The sequence below is a fragment of the Methylobacillus pratensis genome, from assembly GCF_054072455.1.
In genome coordinates, this window is the sequence record NZ_JBSUSR010000005.1 from 141,799 (window position 1) to 161,608 (window position 19,810).

The 19,810-nt window shown below is 60.6% G+C and carries 10 protein-coding genes; 6 read left to right on the forward strand and 4 right to left on the reverse strand.

Annotated elements, in window-relative coordinates; genetic code table 11:
* Positions 1-103: 103 nt before the first annotated feature.
* The 6 genes from ACW4YW_RS11640 to ACW4YW_RS11665 all read left to right on the forward strand — a co-directional run bounded on the left by ACW4YW_RS11640 (position 104) and on the right by ACW4YW_RS11665 (position 11,156).
* A complete protein-coding gene (locus ACW4YW_RS11640; protein ID WP_457137695.1) occupies positions 104-3,958 on the forward strand; it encodes a YhdP family protein in 3,855 nt (1,284 codons plus the stop codon).
* 64 nt (positions 3,959-4,022) lie between these two features.
* Positions 4,023-4,880 (forward strand): carbon-nitrogen hydrolase family protein, encoded by an 858-nt coding sequence (locus ACW4YW_RS11645; RefSeq protein ID WP_457137696.1) that lies wholly within the window; start codon positions 4,023-4,025, stop codon positions 4,878-4,880.
* A 232-nt stretch (positions 4,881-5,112) separates the two neighbouring features.
* Positions 5,113-6,588 (forward strand): metalloprotease TldD, encoded by a 1,476-nt coding sequence (gene tldD / locus ACW4YW_RS11650; RefSeq protein ID WP_457137697.1) that lies wholly within the window; start codon positions 5,113-5,115, stop codon positions 6,586-6,588.
* Between the two features lie 80 nt (positions 6,589-6,668).
* Positions 6,669-6,944, forward strand: a complete 276-nt coding sequence (locus tag ACW4YW_RS11655) for a DUF2934 domain-containing protein (RefSeq protein ID WP_457137698.1) — start codon at positions 6,669-6,671, stop codon at positions 6,942-6,944.
* Between the two features lie 167 nt (positions 6,945-7,111).
* Entirely contained in the window at positions 7,112-10,516 is a 3,405-nt protein-coding gene (gene mfd, locus ACW4YW_RS11660; RefSeq protein WP_457137699.1) for a transcription-repair coupling factor, read from the forward strand.
* A gap of 1 nt (position 10,517) precedes the next feature.
* Positions 10,518-11,156: a DedA family protein gene (locus ACW4YW_RS11665; RefSeq protein WP_457137700.1), complete on the forward strand. Its 639-nt coding sequence runs from the start codon at positions 10,518-10,520 to the stop codon at positions 11,154-11,156.
* Between the two features lie 123 nt (positions 11,157-11,279).
* Here the strand turns inward: ACW4YW_RS11665 and ACW4YW_RS11670 are convergent, their stop codons facing one another.
* The 4 genes from ACW4YW_RS11670 to ACW4YW_RS11685 all read right to left on the reverse strand — a co-directional run bounded on the left by ACW4YW_RS11670 (position 11,280) and on the right by ACW4YW_RS11685 (position 19,789).
* Entirely contained in the window at positions 11,280-12,185 is a 906-nt protein-coding gene (locus ACW4YW_RS11670) for a choice-of-anchor A family protein (RefSeq protein ID WP_457137701.1), read from the reverse strand.
* Between the two features lie 262 nt (positions 12,186-12,447).
* Positions 12,448-15,843 (reverse strand): UvrD-helicase domain-containing protein, encoded by a 3,396-nt coding sequence (locus tag ACW4YW_RS11675; protein WP_457137702.1) that lies wholly within the window; start codon positions 15,841-15,843, stop codon positions 12,448-12,450.
* Entirely contained in the window at positions 15,840-18,620 is a 2,781-nt protein-coding gene (locus ACW4YW_RS11680) for a PD-(D/E)XK nuclease family protein (protein WP_457137703.1), read from the reverse strand. Before ACW4YW_RS11680 ends, ACW4YW_RS11675 begins: the two co-directional genes overlap by 4 nt.
* A 125-nt stretch (positions 18,621-18,745) precedes the next feature.
* A complete protein-coding gene (locus ACW4YW_RS11685; protein ID WP_457137704.1) occupies positions 18,746-19,789 on the reverse strand; it encodes a M48 family metallopeptidase in 1,044 nt (347 codons plus the stop codon).
* Positions 19,790-19,810: the final 21 nt, after the last annotated feature.

Below are 19,810 nucleotides of genomic sequence, written 5' to 3' on the forward strand. Positions count from 1 at the left end.
TGACCAACTACAGTGCCGATGAAATACTCTAGGCATACTCAAAACATGCTGCTCACAGGCACAATTCGTGCGGATTCCGGCGATGATGGTGCAATAAAACAATATGGTCAAAAAGTCCCTGCTATGGTGTTACCGCGCCACCCTTGCCCTGCTATGGTTCGCCATCATTGCATTCTCCATCATCGTCCTCAGCCTGCGCTACCTCATCCTGCCCAATATTGGCGAATACCGCGAACGCATTGCCGCCAAGGTCAGCGAGGCATTGGGCCAGACCGTGACCATCAAGCAACTGCATGCAAGCTGGAGCGGATTGAACCCGCATCTATCCTTGCGCGACATCGATATTTACGATGCCGAGCAGCGCGTCGCGCTCTCTTTCCAACATATCGAGGCCAGCGTGTCGTGGCTGAGCATTGCCCTGCTGGAGCCGCGCCTCAGCTCGCTCGTCATCCACGAACCGGCATTGAGCATCCGCCGGGAAACGGACGGCACGGTCTATATCGCCGGCATTGCAACCGGCGGCCCGTCCAAGCCGGACTTCGCCAATTGGCTGCTGCGCCAGGCCAGCATTGATGTGAGCAATGCCAGCATCACCTGGCATGACGACTTGCGCCAAGCCCCGCCGCTGAGCCTGGAAAAACTCAACCTGCATATCGAAAACCCAGCCTGGAGCAGCCTGGTTGGCCACCACCGCTTCGGATTGCAGGCCGTCCCTTCGGTGGCGGCTTCCGGGCCGATCGATGTACGCGGCAACCTCTACGGCAAGGACATCAGCAGGCCAGGCGACTGGCGCGGCACATTGTATGCCAGCGCCGACGGCACCGATATCGCCGCCTGGCATCAATGGCTGCCGGCCAACCTGATCGATATCCGCCAAGGCTACGGCGCTACGCGTGCATGGCTGGAATTCGCCAATGGCGAACCCAAGAAGCTCGTGAGCGACATGATCCTGCACAATGTCGTCAGCCATATTATCCAGGACCAGCCTGAAACCAGGCTGGAGAAGCTCTCCGGCAGGCTGACCTGGATCAAGCACAACGACGGCCAGGAGCTGGTGGCCGAAAACCTCAAGATCGTCACGCCCAGCGGCCTGGACATGCAGAACGGCCAGGTTGCGTTGCGTGAACGGCACGCGGGCGAAAAGCAATCGCTCGAAGGCAACATCGCACTGGATGAAATATCGCTGCCTTCCGCCTACCTCCTAGCATCCCACCTGCCACTGCCGGAAAAGCTCAAACAGGCCCTGGAAGAGATCAAGCCCGCGGGCGACCTGCACAAGTTCAGCCTGGAATGGACCAGCCATGGCGGCTTTCCGGAAAAATACAAGCTGCGCACGCAATTCAGCGACCTGGGCATGCAGCCCTACATGAAGATTCCCGGCTTCAAGCAATTGAGCGGCACCATCAACGCTGACGAGGATGGCGGCAACCTCACGCTCAACTCGCGCAACGCGGAGCTTGAGTTCAAGGACATCCTGCGCTGGCCGTTGCCGGTGGACAAGCTCACCGGGCAGGTGAAATGGAAAACCAACGACGGCAAGCCGGAAGTGCGCGTCAGCAATCTCAACATTGCCAACCGGCATCTCGCGGGCGCCATCAACGCCAGCTTCCAGCACGATCCCTCCAAGGGCGGCTTGCTGGAGCTGATCGGCAAGTTCAACCGCGTGGATGGCCAGTATGCGCGCTTCTATTATCCCTTGTTGCTGGGCGAGCATACCCTGTCATGGCTGGACGATTCCATCCTGGGCGGCAAGAGCGAGGACGTCAGCGTCGTCATCAAGGGCAACCTGCGCCAATTCCCTTTCGCCGGCAACAAGAACGGCCTGTTCCAAGTCAAGGCCAAGATTCACGACGGCGAGCTCAAGTTCGCCCCGGAATGGCCGAAGATCGAGAATATCGCCCTCGACATGCTGTTCGAGGGCAACCGCATGGAATTGAACGCCAACAAGGGCGCTACGCTGGGCACCCAAGTGGTCAGGAGCAAGGTGGTGATTCCGGACCTGGCGTCGCACGAGCCGCTCCTGAGCGTGGTGAGCGAAGGCCAGGGCCCGATCAGCAACGGCATCCAGTACCTCAACTCCAGCCCGCTGGTCGAGATCACGGGCGGCTTCACCCAAGGCCTGCAAACCAGCGGCAACGGCAAGCTGGCGCTGGATTTGCAGATTCCCCTGCATGACGTCAACACCACCAAGGTCAAGGGCAGCTACACCATCATCAACGGCAGCCTCTCCAGCGACGACACGCCGCCGCTGAGCCGCATCAACGGCAAGCTGGACTTCACGGAAAACGGAGTACGCGGCCAAAACCTGGGCACTTGGGTATACGGCGGCCCGGCACAGGTCAGCCTCAATTCGGGCAAGGATAAGTCCGTCCGCATCACGGCACGCGGACAAGTCAGCGACGCCGGCCTGCGCTCCAGCTTCGGCAATGGCGTCTTCGACCGCATATTCGGTACCGCGGACTGGAACGGCACGATCAATGTCAGCCCTACCGGCGTCAATATCGCCATCGACTCCAACCTGCAAGGCATGACGTCGAGCCTGCCCTTCCCGCTCAACAAGGCCATGAACGACAACGTGCCGCTGCGCATCGAGAAAAAGCAACCCAATCCCAACCAGGACAATATTAGCATCAGCTACGGCAACAACCTCGGCGCCTTGTTCGCCCGCAGCAAGCAGGGCAACGGCGACTGGAAAATCGAGCGCGGAGACATCGGCTTTAACGTAGCGCCCATCCTCGCCCAGCAGGCAGGCATCACGGTGCACGGCAAGATCGAGCACCTGGATGTGGACGAATGGCGGGAGCTGGCAAACAGCACCAAGGGCGGCAAACAGCAAGCCGGCAACAGTGTCGACATCCGCAAGATAGACCTCGATATCAACAAGTTGGACGTGTTTGACCGCCGTATCAACGACCTCAAGCTGGCCGCCACCGCGATCAAGGACGGCTGGCAGATGCAGGCGCAAAGCAAGGAAATGACCGGCGATATCCAGTGGCTGAGCCAGGGCAGCGGCAAAGTGCTGGCCCGCCTCAAACGCCTGAGCATTCCCTCCTCGACGCCGGATACCGCCATGTTGCGCACGCAGGGCCAATTCAGCCAGCAAAGCAATGTCAGCGAATATCCCTCGCTGGACATCGTCGCCGAGAGCTTCGAGTATGGCGCCAAGCAGCTGGGGAAACTGGAGCTGCTCGCCAACGAGCACAACAATGACTGGAGCATAGAAAAACTGCGCATTTCATCCCCGGAAAGCGAGCTGAATGCTGATGGCGAATGGCACAACTGGAAGCGCTCCCCCAACACCCGCCTCAACATCAACTGGAAAATCAGCAACGTAGGCAAGACGCTGGAACGCTTCGGCTACCCCAATGCCATCAAGGACGGCAACGCCAACCTCACCGGCCAGCTCAAGTGGCCCGGCAGCCCGCACGACTTTGAAACCACCAAGCTGAGCGGCGACCTCCAGCTCGACGTGCGCAAAGGGCAGATCCTCAAGATACAGCCCGGCGTCGGCCGCCTGTTCAGCGTGCTGACATTGCAGAACCTGCCGCGCCGCCTTACTTTCGATTTCCGCGACGTGTTCAGCAGCGGCTTTGCCTTCGACAAGATCGGCGCCAACGTACGTATAGACAACGGCATCATGCGCAGCGACGATTTCCGCCTGGAAGGCCCTACCGCCCTGGTGCAAATGACCGGGGAAACCGACCTGCAGAAGGAGACCCAGCACCTCAAGGTCAAGGTGACGCCCTATGTCAGCGACAGCCTCTCGATTGCGGCGCTTGCAGGCGGCCCTGTCGTGGGCGCCGCCACCTACCTCGCGCAGAAACTGCTGAAGGACCCGCTGAACCAGATCGCCTCCTCGGAATACGAGTTCGTCGGCACCTGGGACAACCCGGTGGAAATCAAGGCAAGCAGCAAGCGGGACAATGCCAACCAGGCGCCGCTGCCGCTGGGCAGGTGACTGGCAGCTCATACAAATGCAACAAACCAAGCCGATAATTCGTACTCCGTCCGGAAACTAACACATGGCCATCAAATCAAGAGAAAAAGTTGCCAAGAGCAAGACCAAGAACTCCATCCCCGGGATCAACCGCATCGCTGCCATCCAGATGGCATCCGGGCCTTATGTCGCCGCCAACCTGAGCGAAGCGGAACGCCTGATCGAGATTGCCGTCAACATGGGCGCCAAGCTGGTCGCCCTGCCGGAATACTTCGCCATCATGGGACTCAAGGATACCGACAAGGTCGCTGTCCGTGAAAAAGAGGGCAGCGGCCCGATCCAGCGCTTTCTCTCGAAAACGGCAAAAAAACACCAGGTCTGGATCATCGGCGGCTCCGTCCCGCTGGAATGCGACAACCCGGAAAAGGTCCGCAACGCCTGCCTGGTATACGACGACAAGGGCAAGCAGGTAGCGCGCTACGACAAGATACACTTGTTCGGCTTCGAAAAAGGCCAGGAACACTACCAGGAAAAGAAGACCATAGAGCCCGGGAGCAAAGTCGTCACCTTGGACACCCCCTTTGGCAAGCTTGGGCTTTCCATCTGCTACGACTTGCGCTTTCCCGAGCTGTACCGCGCCATGGGGGATGTCGACATCATCGCCGTACCCTCGGCCTTTACCGAGACGACGGGCAAGGCCCACTGGGAAACCTTGATCAGGGCACGCGCGATCGAGAACCTCTGTTACGTGATTGCGCCGGGCCAAGGCGGCTATCATGCTTCCGGTCGCGAAACCCACGGCAACAGCATGATCGTGGACCCCTGGGGCGTGGTGCAGGACAGGCTGCCGCGCGGGTCTGGCATCGTGATCTCCTCCATCAACACCGCCTACCTGAAGAGCCTGCGCAAGAGCTTGCCGGCATTGAAGCACCGCAAGTTTTAAAGATACAAAACCTTCCTGGAATTGTTGCTATGCCGCGGACCTGCTTGTATTGTCTGCGGCATAGCGGCTAGTCAGAATCACTTCACTGAGTTTTGTCGGTGACGTGAATTGCCTGGCTTGAAAAACAGCCAAACAGCTCAATATCTTGATCATCATTTACAGAAAATACTTATGTTCCGCCATCCCGGCGGGCTGTTATGATGGTATCAATCAACCTTGAAGACGTTCCGCCATGAAACCCGATACATTACCGACCGCCTCCAGCCCCGCCATCGACTCGCATTTCCATACTGCGACAGAAGCCCTGCTCAACCCTAGCGGCCTGGATGTCGGCCACTTGCAGGGCGTCATCAGCAATATCATGTCGCACCAGGTGGATTACGCCGACCTGTACTTCCAATACAGCCGTGCGGAAAGCTGGGGATTGGAAGAAGGCCAGGTCAAGTCGGGCAATTTCAGCATCGACCAAGGCGTAGGCGTGCGTGCGGTAAGCGGCGAGAAAACCGCATTCGCCTATTCCGACGATATCAACCTGGCAGCCTTGAAACAGGCAGCCACCGCCACCCGCGCCATCGCCGCGCTCGGTGAGGAAAAGCAGGGACAGGCCGTGCAGCGCATCAGCGCGCCCCAGCTCTACCTGCCGCAAGACCCCATTGCATCGCTAAGCGCCGAGGCCAAGGTCAAGCTGCTGGAGCGCCTGGAGCTGTATGCACGCAAGGCGGATCCGCGCATCACACAGGTCATGGCCTCGGTCGCAGGCGAATACGAAGTGGTCATGGTGGCGCGCCACGATGGCGTCATGGCGGCTGACGTACGCCCCTTGGTGCGGCTCTCCATCCAAGTGATCGCCGAGCAGAACGGCAGGCGCGAGCAAGGTTCCGCCGGCGGCGGCGGCCGCTTCGACTACAGCTATTTCACCGACGAGGTGTTGCAGGATTACGCACAAAAAGCCGTGCACCAAGCACTGGTGAACCTGGAGGCGCGCCCTGCCCCCGCGGGCAGCATGACGGTCGTCCTTGGCGCCGGCTGGCCCGGCATCCTGCTGCACGAGGCCATCGGCCACGGCCTGGAAGGCGACTTCAACCGCAAGGGCAGTTCTGCATTCAGCAACGCGATTGGCCAGCAGGTCGCAGCCAAGGGCCTGACCGTGGTCGATGACGGCACTATCAGCAACCGCCGCGGCTCGCTCAATATCGACGACGAAGGCAACCCCACCCAGCGCACCGTACTGATCGAGGACGGCATCCTGCGCGGCTATCTCCAGGACAGCCTCAATGCCCGCCTCATGAACATGGCGCTCACAGGCAACGCCCGCCGCGAATCCTACGCCCATATCCCCATGCCGCGCATGACCAATACCTACATGCTCAACGGCGACATGGCGCCCGAGGAAATCATCAAGTCGGTGAAGAGGGGGCTGTATGCCGCCAACTTCGGCGGCGGCCAGGTGGACATCACCAGCGGCAAGTTCGTGTTTTCCGCTGCCGAGGCATGGATGATCGAGGACGGCAAGCTCGCCTACCCGGTCAAGGGCGCCACCTTGATCGGCAACGGCCCTGACGTGCTCACGCGCGTGTCCATGATCGGCAACGACATGGCGCTCGATAGCGGCGTCGGCACCTGCGGCAAGGAAGGCCAGAGCGTCCCGGTCGGCGTCGGCCAGCCCACCCTGCGCATAGACGGCTTGACGGTAGGCGGAACGGTTTAATATGATGGGAGATGAAGGTTACCGCCTTCGCCTCCCACCCCAAGCAGCATGGAAGTCCCGACCACAAGAAAGGAACCGAAATGGCTACACCCAAGAGTACCCCTGCAAAAAAACCCGCAACCCCCAAGGCTGTGACGGCAAAACCGGCAGCGCCGAAGAAAACCACCACTACCAGGAAGGCCAGCACGAGCAAGGCCAAGCTTACCGATACAGTGACCCAGATCAGCGCCGAAGAACGCTACCGCATGGTGGAGGTTGCCGCCTACTTCCTTGCCGAACGCAATAGTTTCGCTGGCAGCCCGGTGGAATACTGGACGGCTGCCGAAGCGCAAATCACCAAGCTGCTCAGCAAATAACCCTGCAAATCCCGGCTCCCGGCATGTCCGCAAGCGGACAGCCTGGAATGCCATTTGTGCTATTTGGAATATCCGCCGCGCGCAATCACGCCTGACGCTGGTATTAGCCTGCCCAGCAGGTGAAAAGGCTATAATAAGCCGTTTATTCAATACGTCACGGCAAAGCAATGCAGTTTTCCCTGCCCATCCCGGCACCCGGCCAAACTAACCGGATCAATCCACTCACGCCCGGCACCGATAGCCTGGCGCTAGCACAACTCTCCATCCAGCGCATACAGGCATCGGCCAAGACGCCTATCGTCGTCATCACTTCGAACGCCTTCGATGCGCAACGCCTGCTGGAAGAGATTCCCTGGTATGCGCCGCAGTTGCGCGTACACCTGCTGCCGGACTGGGAAACCCTGCCGTACGACCACTTCTCGCCGCATCCGGACCTGATCTCGGAACGGCTGGCGACGCTGTACCAGATCAGCCAGAACAGTTGCGATATCGTACTCGTGCCGATATCGACCGCACTGCTGCGCCTGCCGCCCAATGCCTACCTGGCAGCCCATACCTTCCTGTTGAAAAAAGGGCAGACGCTCGACATCGAAGCCTTGCGCAGCCAATGCGCCGATGCGGGCTACCACCATGTCAGCCAGGTCATGAGCCCCGGTGAGTTCAGCGTGCGCGGCGGCCTCATCGACCTGTTCCCGATGGGCAGCGCCCTGCCTTACCGCCTGGATCTCTTCGATGACGAAATCGAGACCATCCGCACCTTCGATGTCGATACCCAGCGCAGCTTCTACCCGGTGGCCGATATCCGCCTGCTGCCGGCCAAGGAATTCCCGTTGGATGAAACCGGCATCGCCCGCTTCCGCCAGAACTTCCGCGAAGTGTTCGAGGGCGACCCCTCGCGCAGCCGCATCTATAAGGACGTTTCCAAGGGCATCGCCAGCGGCGGCATCGAATGGTACCTGCCGTTGTTTTTCGAACAGACCGCGACGCTGCTGGATTACGTCCCGCCAGACGCCCTGCTGTGCCTGCATGGCAACCTAGACCAGGCATCGCAGGCTTTCTGGCACGACGCGCAATCACGTTACCGCCAGCTGGCGCACGACCCTGAGCGCCCCATCCTCAAGCCGGAAATCCTGCTGATCAAGGCAGACGAGTTCTTCAGCCAGAGCCATGCCTGGGCCAGGCTGCAACTGAACCTGGATGCGGAAAAGAAACTGCCCGCGCTCGAAGTGGAGCGCCGCTCCGAACAACCGCTGCATAAGCTGGAGGACTATATCCGCCGCTTCAAGGGCCGCATCCTGATTGCAGCTGAAAGCCTGGGCCGCCGCGAAACCATGGCGCAGCTTTTCAACGACCATGGCATCCAGTTCGACACCTGCGAGGACTGGCAGAGCTTCCAGGCCGGCACCGCCCACGTCATGCTGGGCATCAGCCCCTTGCATGGCGGCTTCAGGCTGGACGACGTTACCGTCATTACCGAAGCCGAGCTTTACGCCAACACCGTCCGCCAGCAGCGCCGCCGCGACAAGGAAAAGCAGCGCAATACCGAAGGCATGCTCAAGGACCTTTCCGAGCTGCGCGAGCATGACCCGGTGGTGCACGAACAGCATGGCGTAGGCCGCTACCGAGGTCTGGTCAATATCGACTTCGGCGAAGGCGAGACCGAGTTCCTGCTGCTCGAATATGCCGGCGACGACAAGCTCTACGTGCCGGTATCGCAACTGTTCCTGATCTCGCGCTATTCCGGCGGCCCGCCCGAATCCGCACCATTGCACCGCCTGGGCAGCGGCCACTGGGAAAAGGCCAAGAAAAAAGCCTTGAAGCAGGTGCGCGACACTGCCGCGGAATTGCTCAACCTCTACGCCCAGCGCGCGGCGCGCAAAGGCCATGCCTTCAAGCTCGGCCTGCATGACTACGAGGCGTTTGCCGAAGGCTTCCCGTTTGAGGAAACCGCCGACCAGCTTGCCGCGATCGAGGCCGTTATCGGCGACATGCAGTCCGGACGCCCCATGGATAGGCTGGTCTGCGGCGATGTTGGCTTCGGCAAGACCGAAGTGGCCTTGCGCGCCGCCTTCGTCGCCGTCATGGGCGGCAGGCAGGTCGCCGTGCTGGTACCGACGACGCTATTGGCCGAACAGCACTTCAACAACTTCAGCGACCGCTTCGCCGACTGGCCGGTCAAGATCACCGAAATCTCCCGCTTCCGTACCGCAAAGGAACAAGCGCAGGCGCTCAAGGGCCTGGAAGACGGCAGCATCGACATCGTCATCGGCACCCACCGCCTGATCCAGAAAGACGTCAAGTTCAAGAACCTCGGCCTGGTGATCCTCGACGAGGAACACCGCTTCGGCGTGCGGCAGAAGGAACAGCTCAAGGCTCTGCGCGCCGAAGTGGACGTATTGACGCTGACCGCGACGCCGATCCCGCGCACCTTGTCGATGGCAATGGAAGGCCTGCGCGAGTTTTCGGTGATCGCCACGCCGCCGCAGAAGCGCCTGGCGATCAAGACCTTCGCCACCCATTATTCCGAAGGCATCATCCGCGAAGCCGCCATGCGCGAATTCAAGCGCGGCGGCCAGGTATATTTCCTGCACAACGAGGTGGACACCATCTTCGTCATGAAGGAAAAACTGGAAAAAATCCTGCCCGAGGCCCGCATCGGCATCGCCCACGGCCAGCTACGAGAGCGCGAGCTGGAGCACGTGATGCGCGACTTCTACCAGCAGCGCTTCAACCTGCTGCTGTGCACCACCATCATCGAGACTGGCATCGACGTACCGACGGCCAACACCATTATCATGAACCGTGCCGACATGTTCGGCCTCGCGCAACTGCACCAGCTGCGCGGGCGCGTGGGCCGCTCGCACCACCAGGCCTATGCCTACCTGCTGACCGACCCCGACCGCAACATCACGCCGCAAGCGCAAAAGCGCCTGGACGCCATCCAGCTGCTCGAAGACCTGGGCGCCGGCTTCCACTTGGCCATGCACGACCTCGAAATCCGCGGCGCGGGAGAACTATTGGGCGACAGCCAAAGCGGAGAAATGCAGGAAATCGGCTTCACCCTCTATTCCGACATGCTCAACCATGCCGTGAAACAGCTCAAGGCAGGCAAGGAGCCGGACCTCTCGGCCCCGCTCGGCGTCACCACCGAAATCAACCTTCATACGCCTGCATTATTACCGAACGACTATTGCCCGGACGTGCATGAACGCCTAGTGCTCTACAAGCGCCTGGCCAATTGCAACGACGACGATGAGCTGGACACGATGCAGGAAGAGCTGATCGACCGTTTCGGATTGCTGCCGGAACAAGGCGAGGCATTGATGGCCTGCCACCGCTTGCGCATTGCCGCCAAGCCGTTGGGCATCAACAAGATCGATGCCAGCGATTCCGCGATACAGCTACATTTCGCGCCGAGCACCGACCTCGACCCGACCAAGCTCATCACGCTGCTGCAACGCGACCGCCGCTGCCGCATGAACGGGCCGGACAAGCTCAGGGTTACGGTACAATACCCCGGCATTTTGCCCCGTACCGACTTCATCAAGAATTTACTAAAGGAACTTGCCTGACATGCTGGAAAAAATCATTGCAAGCGTCGCCGCCTGGATCATCGGCATCATCTCGACCATGGGCTATGGCGGTATCGTGTTGCTGATGGCGATCGAATCTGCCTGCATCCCATTGCCCTCCGAAATCATCATGCCGTTTGCAGGCTATCTGGTGTTTACGGGCGAACTCACATTATGGGGTGTGGCACTGGCTGGGGCTGTGGGCTGCGTGGTCGGCTCCATTCCCGCTTATTACCTAGGCATGTTCGGCGGCCGTCCGTTGGTGGAGAAATACGGCAAGTGGGTACTGATCTCGCATCACGACCTGCACCTGGCCGACCGCTGGTTTGCAAAATATGGCGACATCATCATTTTCATCGGCCGCCTGCTGCCTGCTGTGCGCACCTTCATCGCCTTCCCTGCCGGTGTGGCACGTATGCATCTAGGCAAGTTTATTGCCTATACCTTCGTCGGCTCCCTGATCTGGTGCTTCCTGCTGGCTTATGCCGGCATGAAATTCGGCCAGCACTGGGAGTCGCTGGAGGTTTACTTCCACCAGTTCCATATCGTGCTGGTCGTCGTTGGCGTCATCTTTGCCGTGTGGTACGTCAGGCGCCACTTCAAGGCCATCCGCCGGGTACACCAGCACGACCACCATTAATCCGGACTGCATCCCGGCAAAACGGATAGAGAAACGCAAACGCCAGAAAGGAAAAAAGCGTGGGTAATGCTACCCCACGCCTTTCTCCTCCTCTATCCCCCCCGGGATTCAGACGGTCAGACCTTACACGGTCAACATCTTCCTACGACGCTTGGCTGTCACGAGGATAACAGTCAGGCCTGCCAGCAGCAGGGCGTAGTGATGTGGTTCTGGCACTGCAGTCGTGATTGCCACGAACCCGTTATTAGCTCCCAAAGTCAGGGCATTGTTCCAGTTATTGGCTACTACGGTACCATTGACTGTACCGCTGCCGCCAGTAATCGTGGCATTGGTAGCCAGGATGCTCGCGCTCAAATTGATACCGCCCAGGTTAACCGTAGTAGCGTCGTAGAAATTGAGCAGGACATTATAGTCGCCGAAAGTGCTCCAGCCAGCGGTCAATGCAGCGTAATCGCCGGATATGTTCAGGATCAACGTCGCGCCGGAAGCAATGCTGCTGAAGTTCCAATTGTTGATGGACCCCAGATCGCTGCTGCTAAGCGTGAAATACTCGATTGCCGAGTTGGTGCCGGTCAGATAACCGCCAGTACCATATTTGTATTCGACACTGCCAGTCGCTGTCGTGCCGTACAGGCTGCTGGAAAGCGCGCTCAGGCTGGACTTAGCTGCGGCAAAATCTATGGGTGCAGCGCCATTGCTGTAATTGTTGTAACTATCCCATTGCGGGGCATTCACAGTGCCACCTACCCAGGTAACGCCAGTGATGCCGTTGTAAGTTTTCGTCAAATTGCCGCCGACTACAGCGGCATAGTCATTACCATTGGAATTGGCAATTCCAGAATTAGTCAAATTGGCATTGCCGCCCACTGCCACTGCGCCGCCTATCGTGCTCCAGCCCCACTGGGAGGTTTGGTAATTATCAAACACGAACACGTTGTAATTGGAAGCAACCCCGAGATCAATCGTGCCCGCAGCGGCCGGAGCAGAGATTGCTGCCAATACTGCCAACATACTTAACTTCGTTTTCATCTTTCAGTTTTCCTATAGTGGGGTTACGTTCGCTTTACTATAAGCAACCCCTGTACCAATCTTTGCCGACAGTATGCCAGAGTAGGGATTAATTGATAAATATATTTAAAATTCAATATCTTAAAAGTTAACGATTATATATTTTCAATTTAAAACGACTGCTTTTGGTTAGAGACCATGCCAACAGATATGACAAAATTTCCACACATCCATCCAAATTCTGACAATGTTTGTCATGATTTCGTCAATCTTGCCTCCACCTTCAAGGCAACTCGCAGAGTTTGCCCAACGCCATGAAATAAATCGCCTTGCGGATCGTGATTCCCTCATCCGCAAACAACGCAGCATAACCGGCCAATTGGGCTTCGTACGCCGAAGCGGCATTCAATATCATTTCAGCGTCCGCATCGGCAGGCAGCCGTGTCGACTTATAATCGATAATCCAACGCTCGCCGTCCTCGACAAAGCACCGGTCCACGACTTGCTGCTTGAAGCCTGCATCGCCGACATGGCCGATAGCAAGCTCGGCTGCCGCCTGCGGACGAGCCGACAATACCCAGCGGCCATCCCGGCTTTGCAGGGTAAGTTCCAGCAACTGCAGCACCTGGTTTGCCGCCGCTTGTGCCGCATCATGCTGATGGCCTTGCCGGACCAGCCAGCGCGTCATCGCAGGCTTCAGGCTTGGCAGGCGGGCAAGCCAGTCATCAAGGTCGGGGGCGGCAGCGACCATTTCCACATATTTATGCGCCAGCGTGCCGATATGGGCCTCCAAGCCTGCCTGTCTGCCCAATACCGGTACTTCGCCGTGCGGCTGGCCGGAAGCAACGGCCTCATGCCTGCTCTCGGCATAGATGGCGGGCATCCCCGCCTGCGCCACCCTGAGCAGCTTGGGGATGAAATCGGCCAGCAACGGGCCTGGGCTTGTGTCGTTCGCAGCCTGGGCATCTTGTGCCACGATTTCCAGGAATTCGCCCGCCAGATGCGGCCAGAGCAAATCAAGGAAGGTGCCGCCGGCAGGCTTGAGCTCTCCCTTGGCATTTGGGGTAACGCTGCCAAGCAAATGCAGGCACCGCTCAGTGCGGGTCGCCGCGACATAGAGTACGCGCGCGCTTTCATTATCCGCGCGTTCCTTTTCCAGCATTTTCAGATAGCTGTATGGACTGGGTTCGTCACGCCCCGCTGCGCCCTTGGGAATGAAAGGGGCAGTGACCAGCTCGGTGCTGACGCCCACCTCGGTCTCCACTGCCACTTCTTCCCACAGCAACAATGGCGTTTCTCCGTTACGGGGGCGGCGCTCCAATCCCGGCAAGATAACGGTATCGAATTCCAGACCCTTGGACTTGTGGATGGTCATGAACTGCAATTGGCCGTTGGCTGCCACATCCGGCGCGGCGTAGAGTTTTTCCACCTCCTGCACCAGGCGCTCCAGGCTGAAGCGACCTTGTTGGTCAAGCTGGTCCACCAGCGAGAAAAAGGCTTCCACGTCGGCAATATCGCCCGGCTGCCACAGGCATTGCGCGCCGCCCAACATCAGCCAAGCGCTCTCCAGCCACCGGCTCAAGGGCATGCGTCCCTGCTGCCCAAGGACTTCCGCCAGTACGTGCACCACATGCTGGCTGCGTTGGCGGCCGTCTTCGCTCATCGCGGCCAGCAAGCCGGCATCATGCAACAATGACCAGACCGTGCGATAGCGCTCACGCCCGGCCAATGCGTGCAGGTCGGCAAGCCGTAGGCCGCACCAGGGCGCGCGCAATATCGCCAGCCAGTTGACGCGATCGGCACGCTGCAGCAATGCGTGGGTCAGGGCCAGCAGGTCCTGCACGCTCTGGCGCCCGGCAAGCTGCTCGATTTCCACCGCCTGGAAATGCAGCTCTGGATGGTGACGGCGGATTTCCGCCACCAATGTTTCAAGATGCGCGCGTGCCCGCACCAATACCGCAATGCTCGCGCCGGGCTTGCTTGCCCAGGTGTTGCGTATGATCTCGATCACCTCGGCCGCCTCGCGGATGCGCAGGGCCTCGGCGTCCTCGTCCGCTCCGCAGATCAACGGATGCACCGTCACGCCGGCACCCGCCTCATGCTCGCGGGTCGCCACGAACTCGCGGTAGCGGATTGCGCCCTGCACCACGCTGTCATCGGCTGGGAACACATGCCGGAACGTGGTATTGATCCAGTCCACCACGGGCGGCGAAGAACGGTTGTTGCGGCAAAGCTGCAGGCGCTCGAGCCGCAGCTCGCCTATGCCCTCCTCAGCCACTTCGAGGAACAGGCCGACGTTGGCCTTGCGGAAGCGGTAAATCGACTGCATCGGGTCGCCGACGGCGAACAGGGTCCGCCCGTCACCGGGCGTCCACCCCTGCGTCATCCGCTGCAACAGTTTGACCTGGTCCGGGCTGGTATCTTGGAACTCGTCCACCAGCAAATGGCTGATCTCATAATCCAGCTTCAAGGCCAGCTCACTGGGCGCATTGTCCTCATTGCCCAATGCCCGTAACGCGCGCTGCGACACCTCGACGAAATCGACCTCTCCCGCCTGCTGGAACACCAGCCACAATTGCGCCACGGCGATGTTCAACAACTGCGCCAGCGCCGCCACCATCTGCCAGCTTTGCCCGTCCTGCCGCAACGGCAGGCTGCGCAGGCGCTGCAAGGCTGCTTCCGCGCCCAAGCTCTGCTGCAAGGTGGCAATGATCTCGGCAAACTGCTCCTTGAACGGCTTGGATTCCGGCGTGGGCGGAAAGCCGTTCTTGACGGTGACTGTCTTGCGCAATGTGCCAGTGCCGGTCAGCAGTAAGTCGCAAAGCGCCAGCCATGCCGGCAATGCCTGCGGCGCGGCGGGCAATGGCGTTTCCCAATCTAGCAACAAGGCTTGGGGTACGTCGCAGGCCAGGTTGTCGGCGGCATACCGCGCCACCGGCATCAAGGCGCTTTGCAAGCGCCCCGGCAATAGGTTGGCAGCAGCTTGCAGGTCTTGGGCGATCAAGTGCTCCAGCGCCCGCTCGGCAGCCTGCTGCAGGTCACCGTGGTTGGCGTAATCCAGCCACTGGTCGCGCTTGCCCAGCATATCAACCAGCAGGCCCGTGAGTTTCTGCACGTCGTTGTCGACATAGCTCAGCGCAAGCCTTACCGCCTCGCCCAGGCCGTCTTCATCCACCAGGGCAAGCGTGCGCTCGGCGGCAAGCCGGTAATGCGCGCTGGCATCCTCGCTGATCGCAGGCTGGCTGCCGAAGCGGCTCAACAACGGCATCTGCCGCGCCAGGTGGCCGGATAAGGAGTCGATCGTGAAAATCCTCAGCCGCGAGGGATTGTCCAGCAACTGCCAGTCCAGGCTGGCCGCATGCTGCAATGCCGCCACTCCCAGCCTGAAGGTCTGCTGCTTGTGCGCCGCCTGCGGCATGTCGCCGCCCGCTGCCATGAGCAGGCTGTCGAGAATGCGCGAGCGCATCTCGGCGGCCGCCTTGTTGGTGAAGGTGATCGCAATGATCTGCTCGGGCGCCGATACGGTGGTGAGGAGGCGCAGGAAACGCTGGGTCAACAACTCGGTCTTGCCGGCGCCGGCAGGCGCTTCCACGATGAAGGACGCCAGCTCGAGCGCCCGCTCGCGGCTGACGCGGTCCAGCTCCAGCAAATCCAAGGCTTGGCCCGTCGCTTGCATCATTGCTGCTCCCCCTGCTGCATATGCTCGAACTGCAGCCGCCTTTCCGGCAGGCGCAGCAAGGGCAACACTTCGCAATAGGCAAGCTCCTTTTCGTCCTGCACCAGGACTGACGCCTCGCCGCGCTTCAACTCATCCACCACCGCGGTGATGCTGCCGCGCCAGTGCGCCAGCACGCTGTGCCAATCGGGGAAATCCGCCTCGGGAAAGATTTCCCGCGTCTTCTTGTCGTCCAGCACCGGCATCGACGGCAGCACGTTTTCGCTGGAAAGCCCGGCAAACCCATGCTCTTCCAGCTTGACTATGGCAAAGGCGATAGCGGAGACCTCGGCGCTGTCGCCGCCCGTGCTGCCTGCTCCCGCATCTGCCGGGTCAGGCGATGACAGCACGAACGCGGCATAGACCGGCAGTTGCGGTTCGGTGATGCGGTTTTGCGCCCAGTTGCGGGTATCGGGCTTGCGGCCGGTCTTGTAGTCGATGACGATGCGGCTGCCGTTTTCCAAGCGGTCGATGCGGTCGATGATCAGGGTGATCTCCACCCCTTCGATAACCACTTTCTGCTGCTGCTCGCTCGCCAGCACGGTGAACGGCTGCTCGCGCATTTTCTCCAAGGCCAGCCAGCCCCTGAGCAAACGGGTCAAGCGTATGGTTTCCAGCCCGGCGAATGCGTCGCTCAATACTTCGCCACAGGTTTCCATATAAGTAGCCAAGGCGGACTGCACGGCTTCGGCAAGCGCCTGTTCGAGTTGCAATTCTTCCATCGCCTGCAGGTCGTGCAGGCCTCTCCCGCGCCAGAAATGCTCCAGCACCAGGTGCACGAGCGTGCCTCGCTCTGCCGCATCCAGGCCGTTGACAGGAGTCTTCAGCGCGCGCGCATGCAAGCGGTACTGGAAATAGGCCCAGGCCGGGCAAACCGCCTGCGCCTTGAGCAGGCCGGTGCCGCCAGAGATATGCTCCCCTTCCGCGACTGGCGGCGCCTGGCGGTCATCCAGCTGCTCAATTCGTTTGGCATCATGTTCAGCCAGCATTTGCGCCAGGCTCTGGCTGGTCTCCGGCATATCGTCCTGCAGCGGAATCGCCTGCACCAAGGGGCTCAGGCGCAGTTCGCGCTCGCCTTCGCGCGCTGCGCTCGAGAACACGACGTGACGGGCGCTATGCAGCAGGCGCTGATGGATCACCTGGGCAAATGCGGCCTGCACAGCACTATCGGCGTTGGGCACGCCATGCTGGCGTTGCATCGCGGCCGGCAGCAAGGGGTTGGGCCGCGGCGGCGGCGGCCAGCTATGGTCATTCATGCCCATCACCCACAAGCCGTGCAGCGGCTCGCTGACGCTTTCCAGCATCCCCATCACCTGCAGCCGTACCTCGCCTTCCGCTTCCGGTTGGTAGATCTGCTCCTGCACCAGCTCGCGCAACCTTGCCAATGCCTGGGAAAAGGAGACCGGCTGCTGCAGCACATCCAGCGCAGCCAGCGCCTGCAAGATCTTGTCGAAAGCCTGGATGGCCTGGAATTCGAAGCTGGACAGGCTGCGCTGCTTGCCCGGCCACTCCAGCGCCTCAAGGGTACGCTGCATGACGTCGACCCAGACCGAGGGCAGCTGCTGGCCGGACTGGCTTTGCAGAATGTCCAGCGCTGCGTTGATGTGCGCCTGCAAGCCGGACAATGACAATGGCGCCTTCTCGCTGCCCGCTTCGCGCCGGATGAATCGCACCAGGCGCGGCATATTGATGGACAACGGCAGCCATTCCCGCATGCGCGCATCCAGCTGGGCGCGGGCATCCGCCTCGGTCACGGCATGCGACCAATAAGGTTGCTGCAGCAACTGGGAGAAATCCTGCTGTTCTACCTTGTCCCGGTGCCTGTACTGGCTGAAGAACCGCAGCAGCTCAAGCGCAGTCTGCACCACCTGCTCCCGGTGCAAGGGCTGCCCCAGGGAAAAATCATATTGCCGCGGCGCCTCCACCATGGCAGGCCGCACCCATGAGGGGTGAAGCGCATCGTCGAGCAAGCGTGCCAGCGTGCCTCGCAGCTTGGACAGCTCAGGCACCGCGATGCCGATGCGCGCTCCGGGCTTTTCGGCCAGTTGCCGTTTCGCCCAGGCAACGGCGGCGCGACACTCCGCCTCCTGGTCAGCCAGCAGCACGCGCCGGACATGGCCTGGCTCAGCCAGCCCGGTGTGGTGCAGCAGCACATCGACACCGCGCTGCTGCAATACTTCGCGCAACCGCGCCATTTGCGGCGTAATACGGTCAAAGCCCGCGAACGCGATCCTATCCGGCAGGCGCCCCGCTCCGTCCGCCAGCATGTCGATCTGCCAATCAAGATAACGCGCGGCCTCCATCCAGCCGCCCTGCCTGCAACGTGACACGAACTCGCGCCGCCAGGCGAGGAACTGGCGCGTTTCCTCGCTGTACCCGGCATCGGGCAAAGGCAAACGCCACTCCAGCAATAACTGGTTTGCCTCCTGCGCCATGGCTGCCAGCCCCTTGACGTCGAACAACTCGCCAGCCACCTCGGCTGCCAGCATATCCTTGATCACCACCTCCCACAGCATGCGCTCCTGCACATTGCTCAGCACGCCCTGCGGCGCCTGCTGCACGTCCAGCCCGCCCGTCAGCATGGCTTCCTCGAACAAGGCGTCCAGCCACTGGCTGACCGTCATGGTGTTCAACAGCGTCCATTGCTTCATGCCCCGGGCCGACTGCGCCCTGGCATGGTCGAACTGCAATGCACGCGCCAGCCGCGCCGTGGCGCAAAGAATTAGGTGGTCGGTACTCATCAGCGGGATTTTACTTGATTATGCATCGGCATTGAGGACTTAGCGCGGCCAACAAGGCTCAGCGAAGCGATCCTGGCCAGACGTTCTATGGTGATACGGCAAGCAGAACAACACTGCTAGGAGGTTTAGTTTGCCGCTCTTGCTTCAATTCCGCAATCTGCGGGCAAACCGTTCTTGAAAGGCTCAATACGCGCTGCCGTATCGGGATGCGAGGAAAGCATCTCCGGCACTCTGCCGCCCTTGGCCTGGCGTTGCAGGGTGGTCAGTATTTCCGCAAATGCACTTGGAGGAATGCAGGCTTGCCGCAATGTTGCCAGGGCGTAGGCATCGGCCTCGGTTTCCATGCTGCGGGAGTAATTGAGCTGTAACAGCACTGCAGGCAGGCCTGAGGCCAGCGCGTCGAAATCGCCGGTCAGCGCTACCAGCACCAGTCCCGACAATGTCGCCTGCAAGGCGTGGCGCAGGGAGTGGCGCCGCTGCACATGCCCTAGTTCGTGCGCGAGCACGGCCAGCACCTGGTCGTCGCTGCGGCTCAATGCCACCAGCTCGTCGGTGACCACGATGATGCCGCCCGGCAGTGCCATGGCATTGGCGCCGATGTCACCGCCGCGTCGGAACTCCAACCGATGGGACGGGCAACTTTCCTGGCGGGCGCAGAATGCAGCCAAGGCCTGTTCCAAGGCCTGCCGGCGTTCGGGCTTCAGCCTGGTCGGCTTGAAATAGCCGTACTTGTGGTCCATGGCCTTGAGCACCTGTTCCCCCAGGCCGGATTCCGTACCCGCAGGCACCATGCGCGCCACCTGCTCCGCGGCCAGCGGCACGCCGTAGCGTATCATTCCCCAGCCGGCGAGCACGGCCAGCAACAATGCAAACAGCACCCAGGCCAGGTGGTTTTCAATGAAATGCAGCAGGCGCCAGAAATGGTTGCCCGCAGGCAGGCGCAAGCTGTCGAAGGCGGCATGGTCCCGCGTTTCCAGGCGGCCACCGTCCGGCAACTCGATGACGCGCCTGGCGCTGCCTACCGGTGCCTGCGGCCGGATTGCCGCGAGCAGGAAACGCTCGGGTTCGCCGCCGATACCAAAGCTCAGGTGCTGCACTTCAAGCGTCACCAGCACCGGCTTAGCATCGGCAGTGATGCCGTCAAAATAATCCGCTTCAAAAACGCGCATGACAGGCCAATGTTCCTGGAA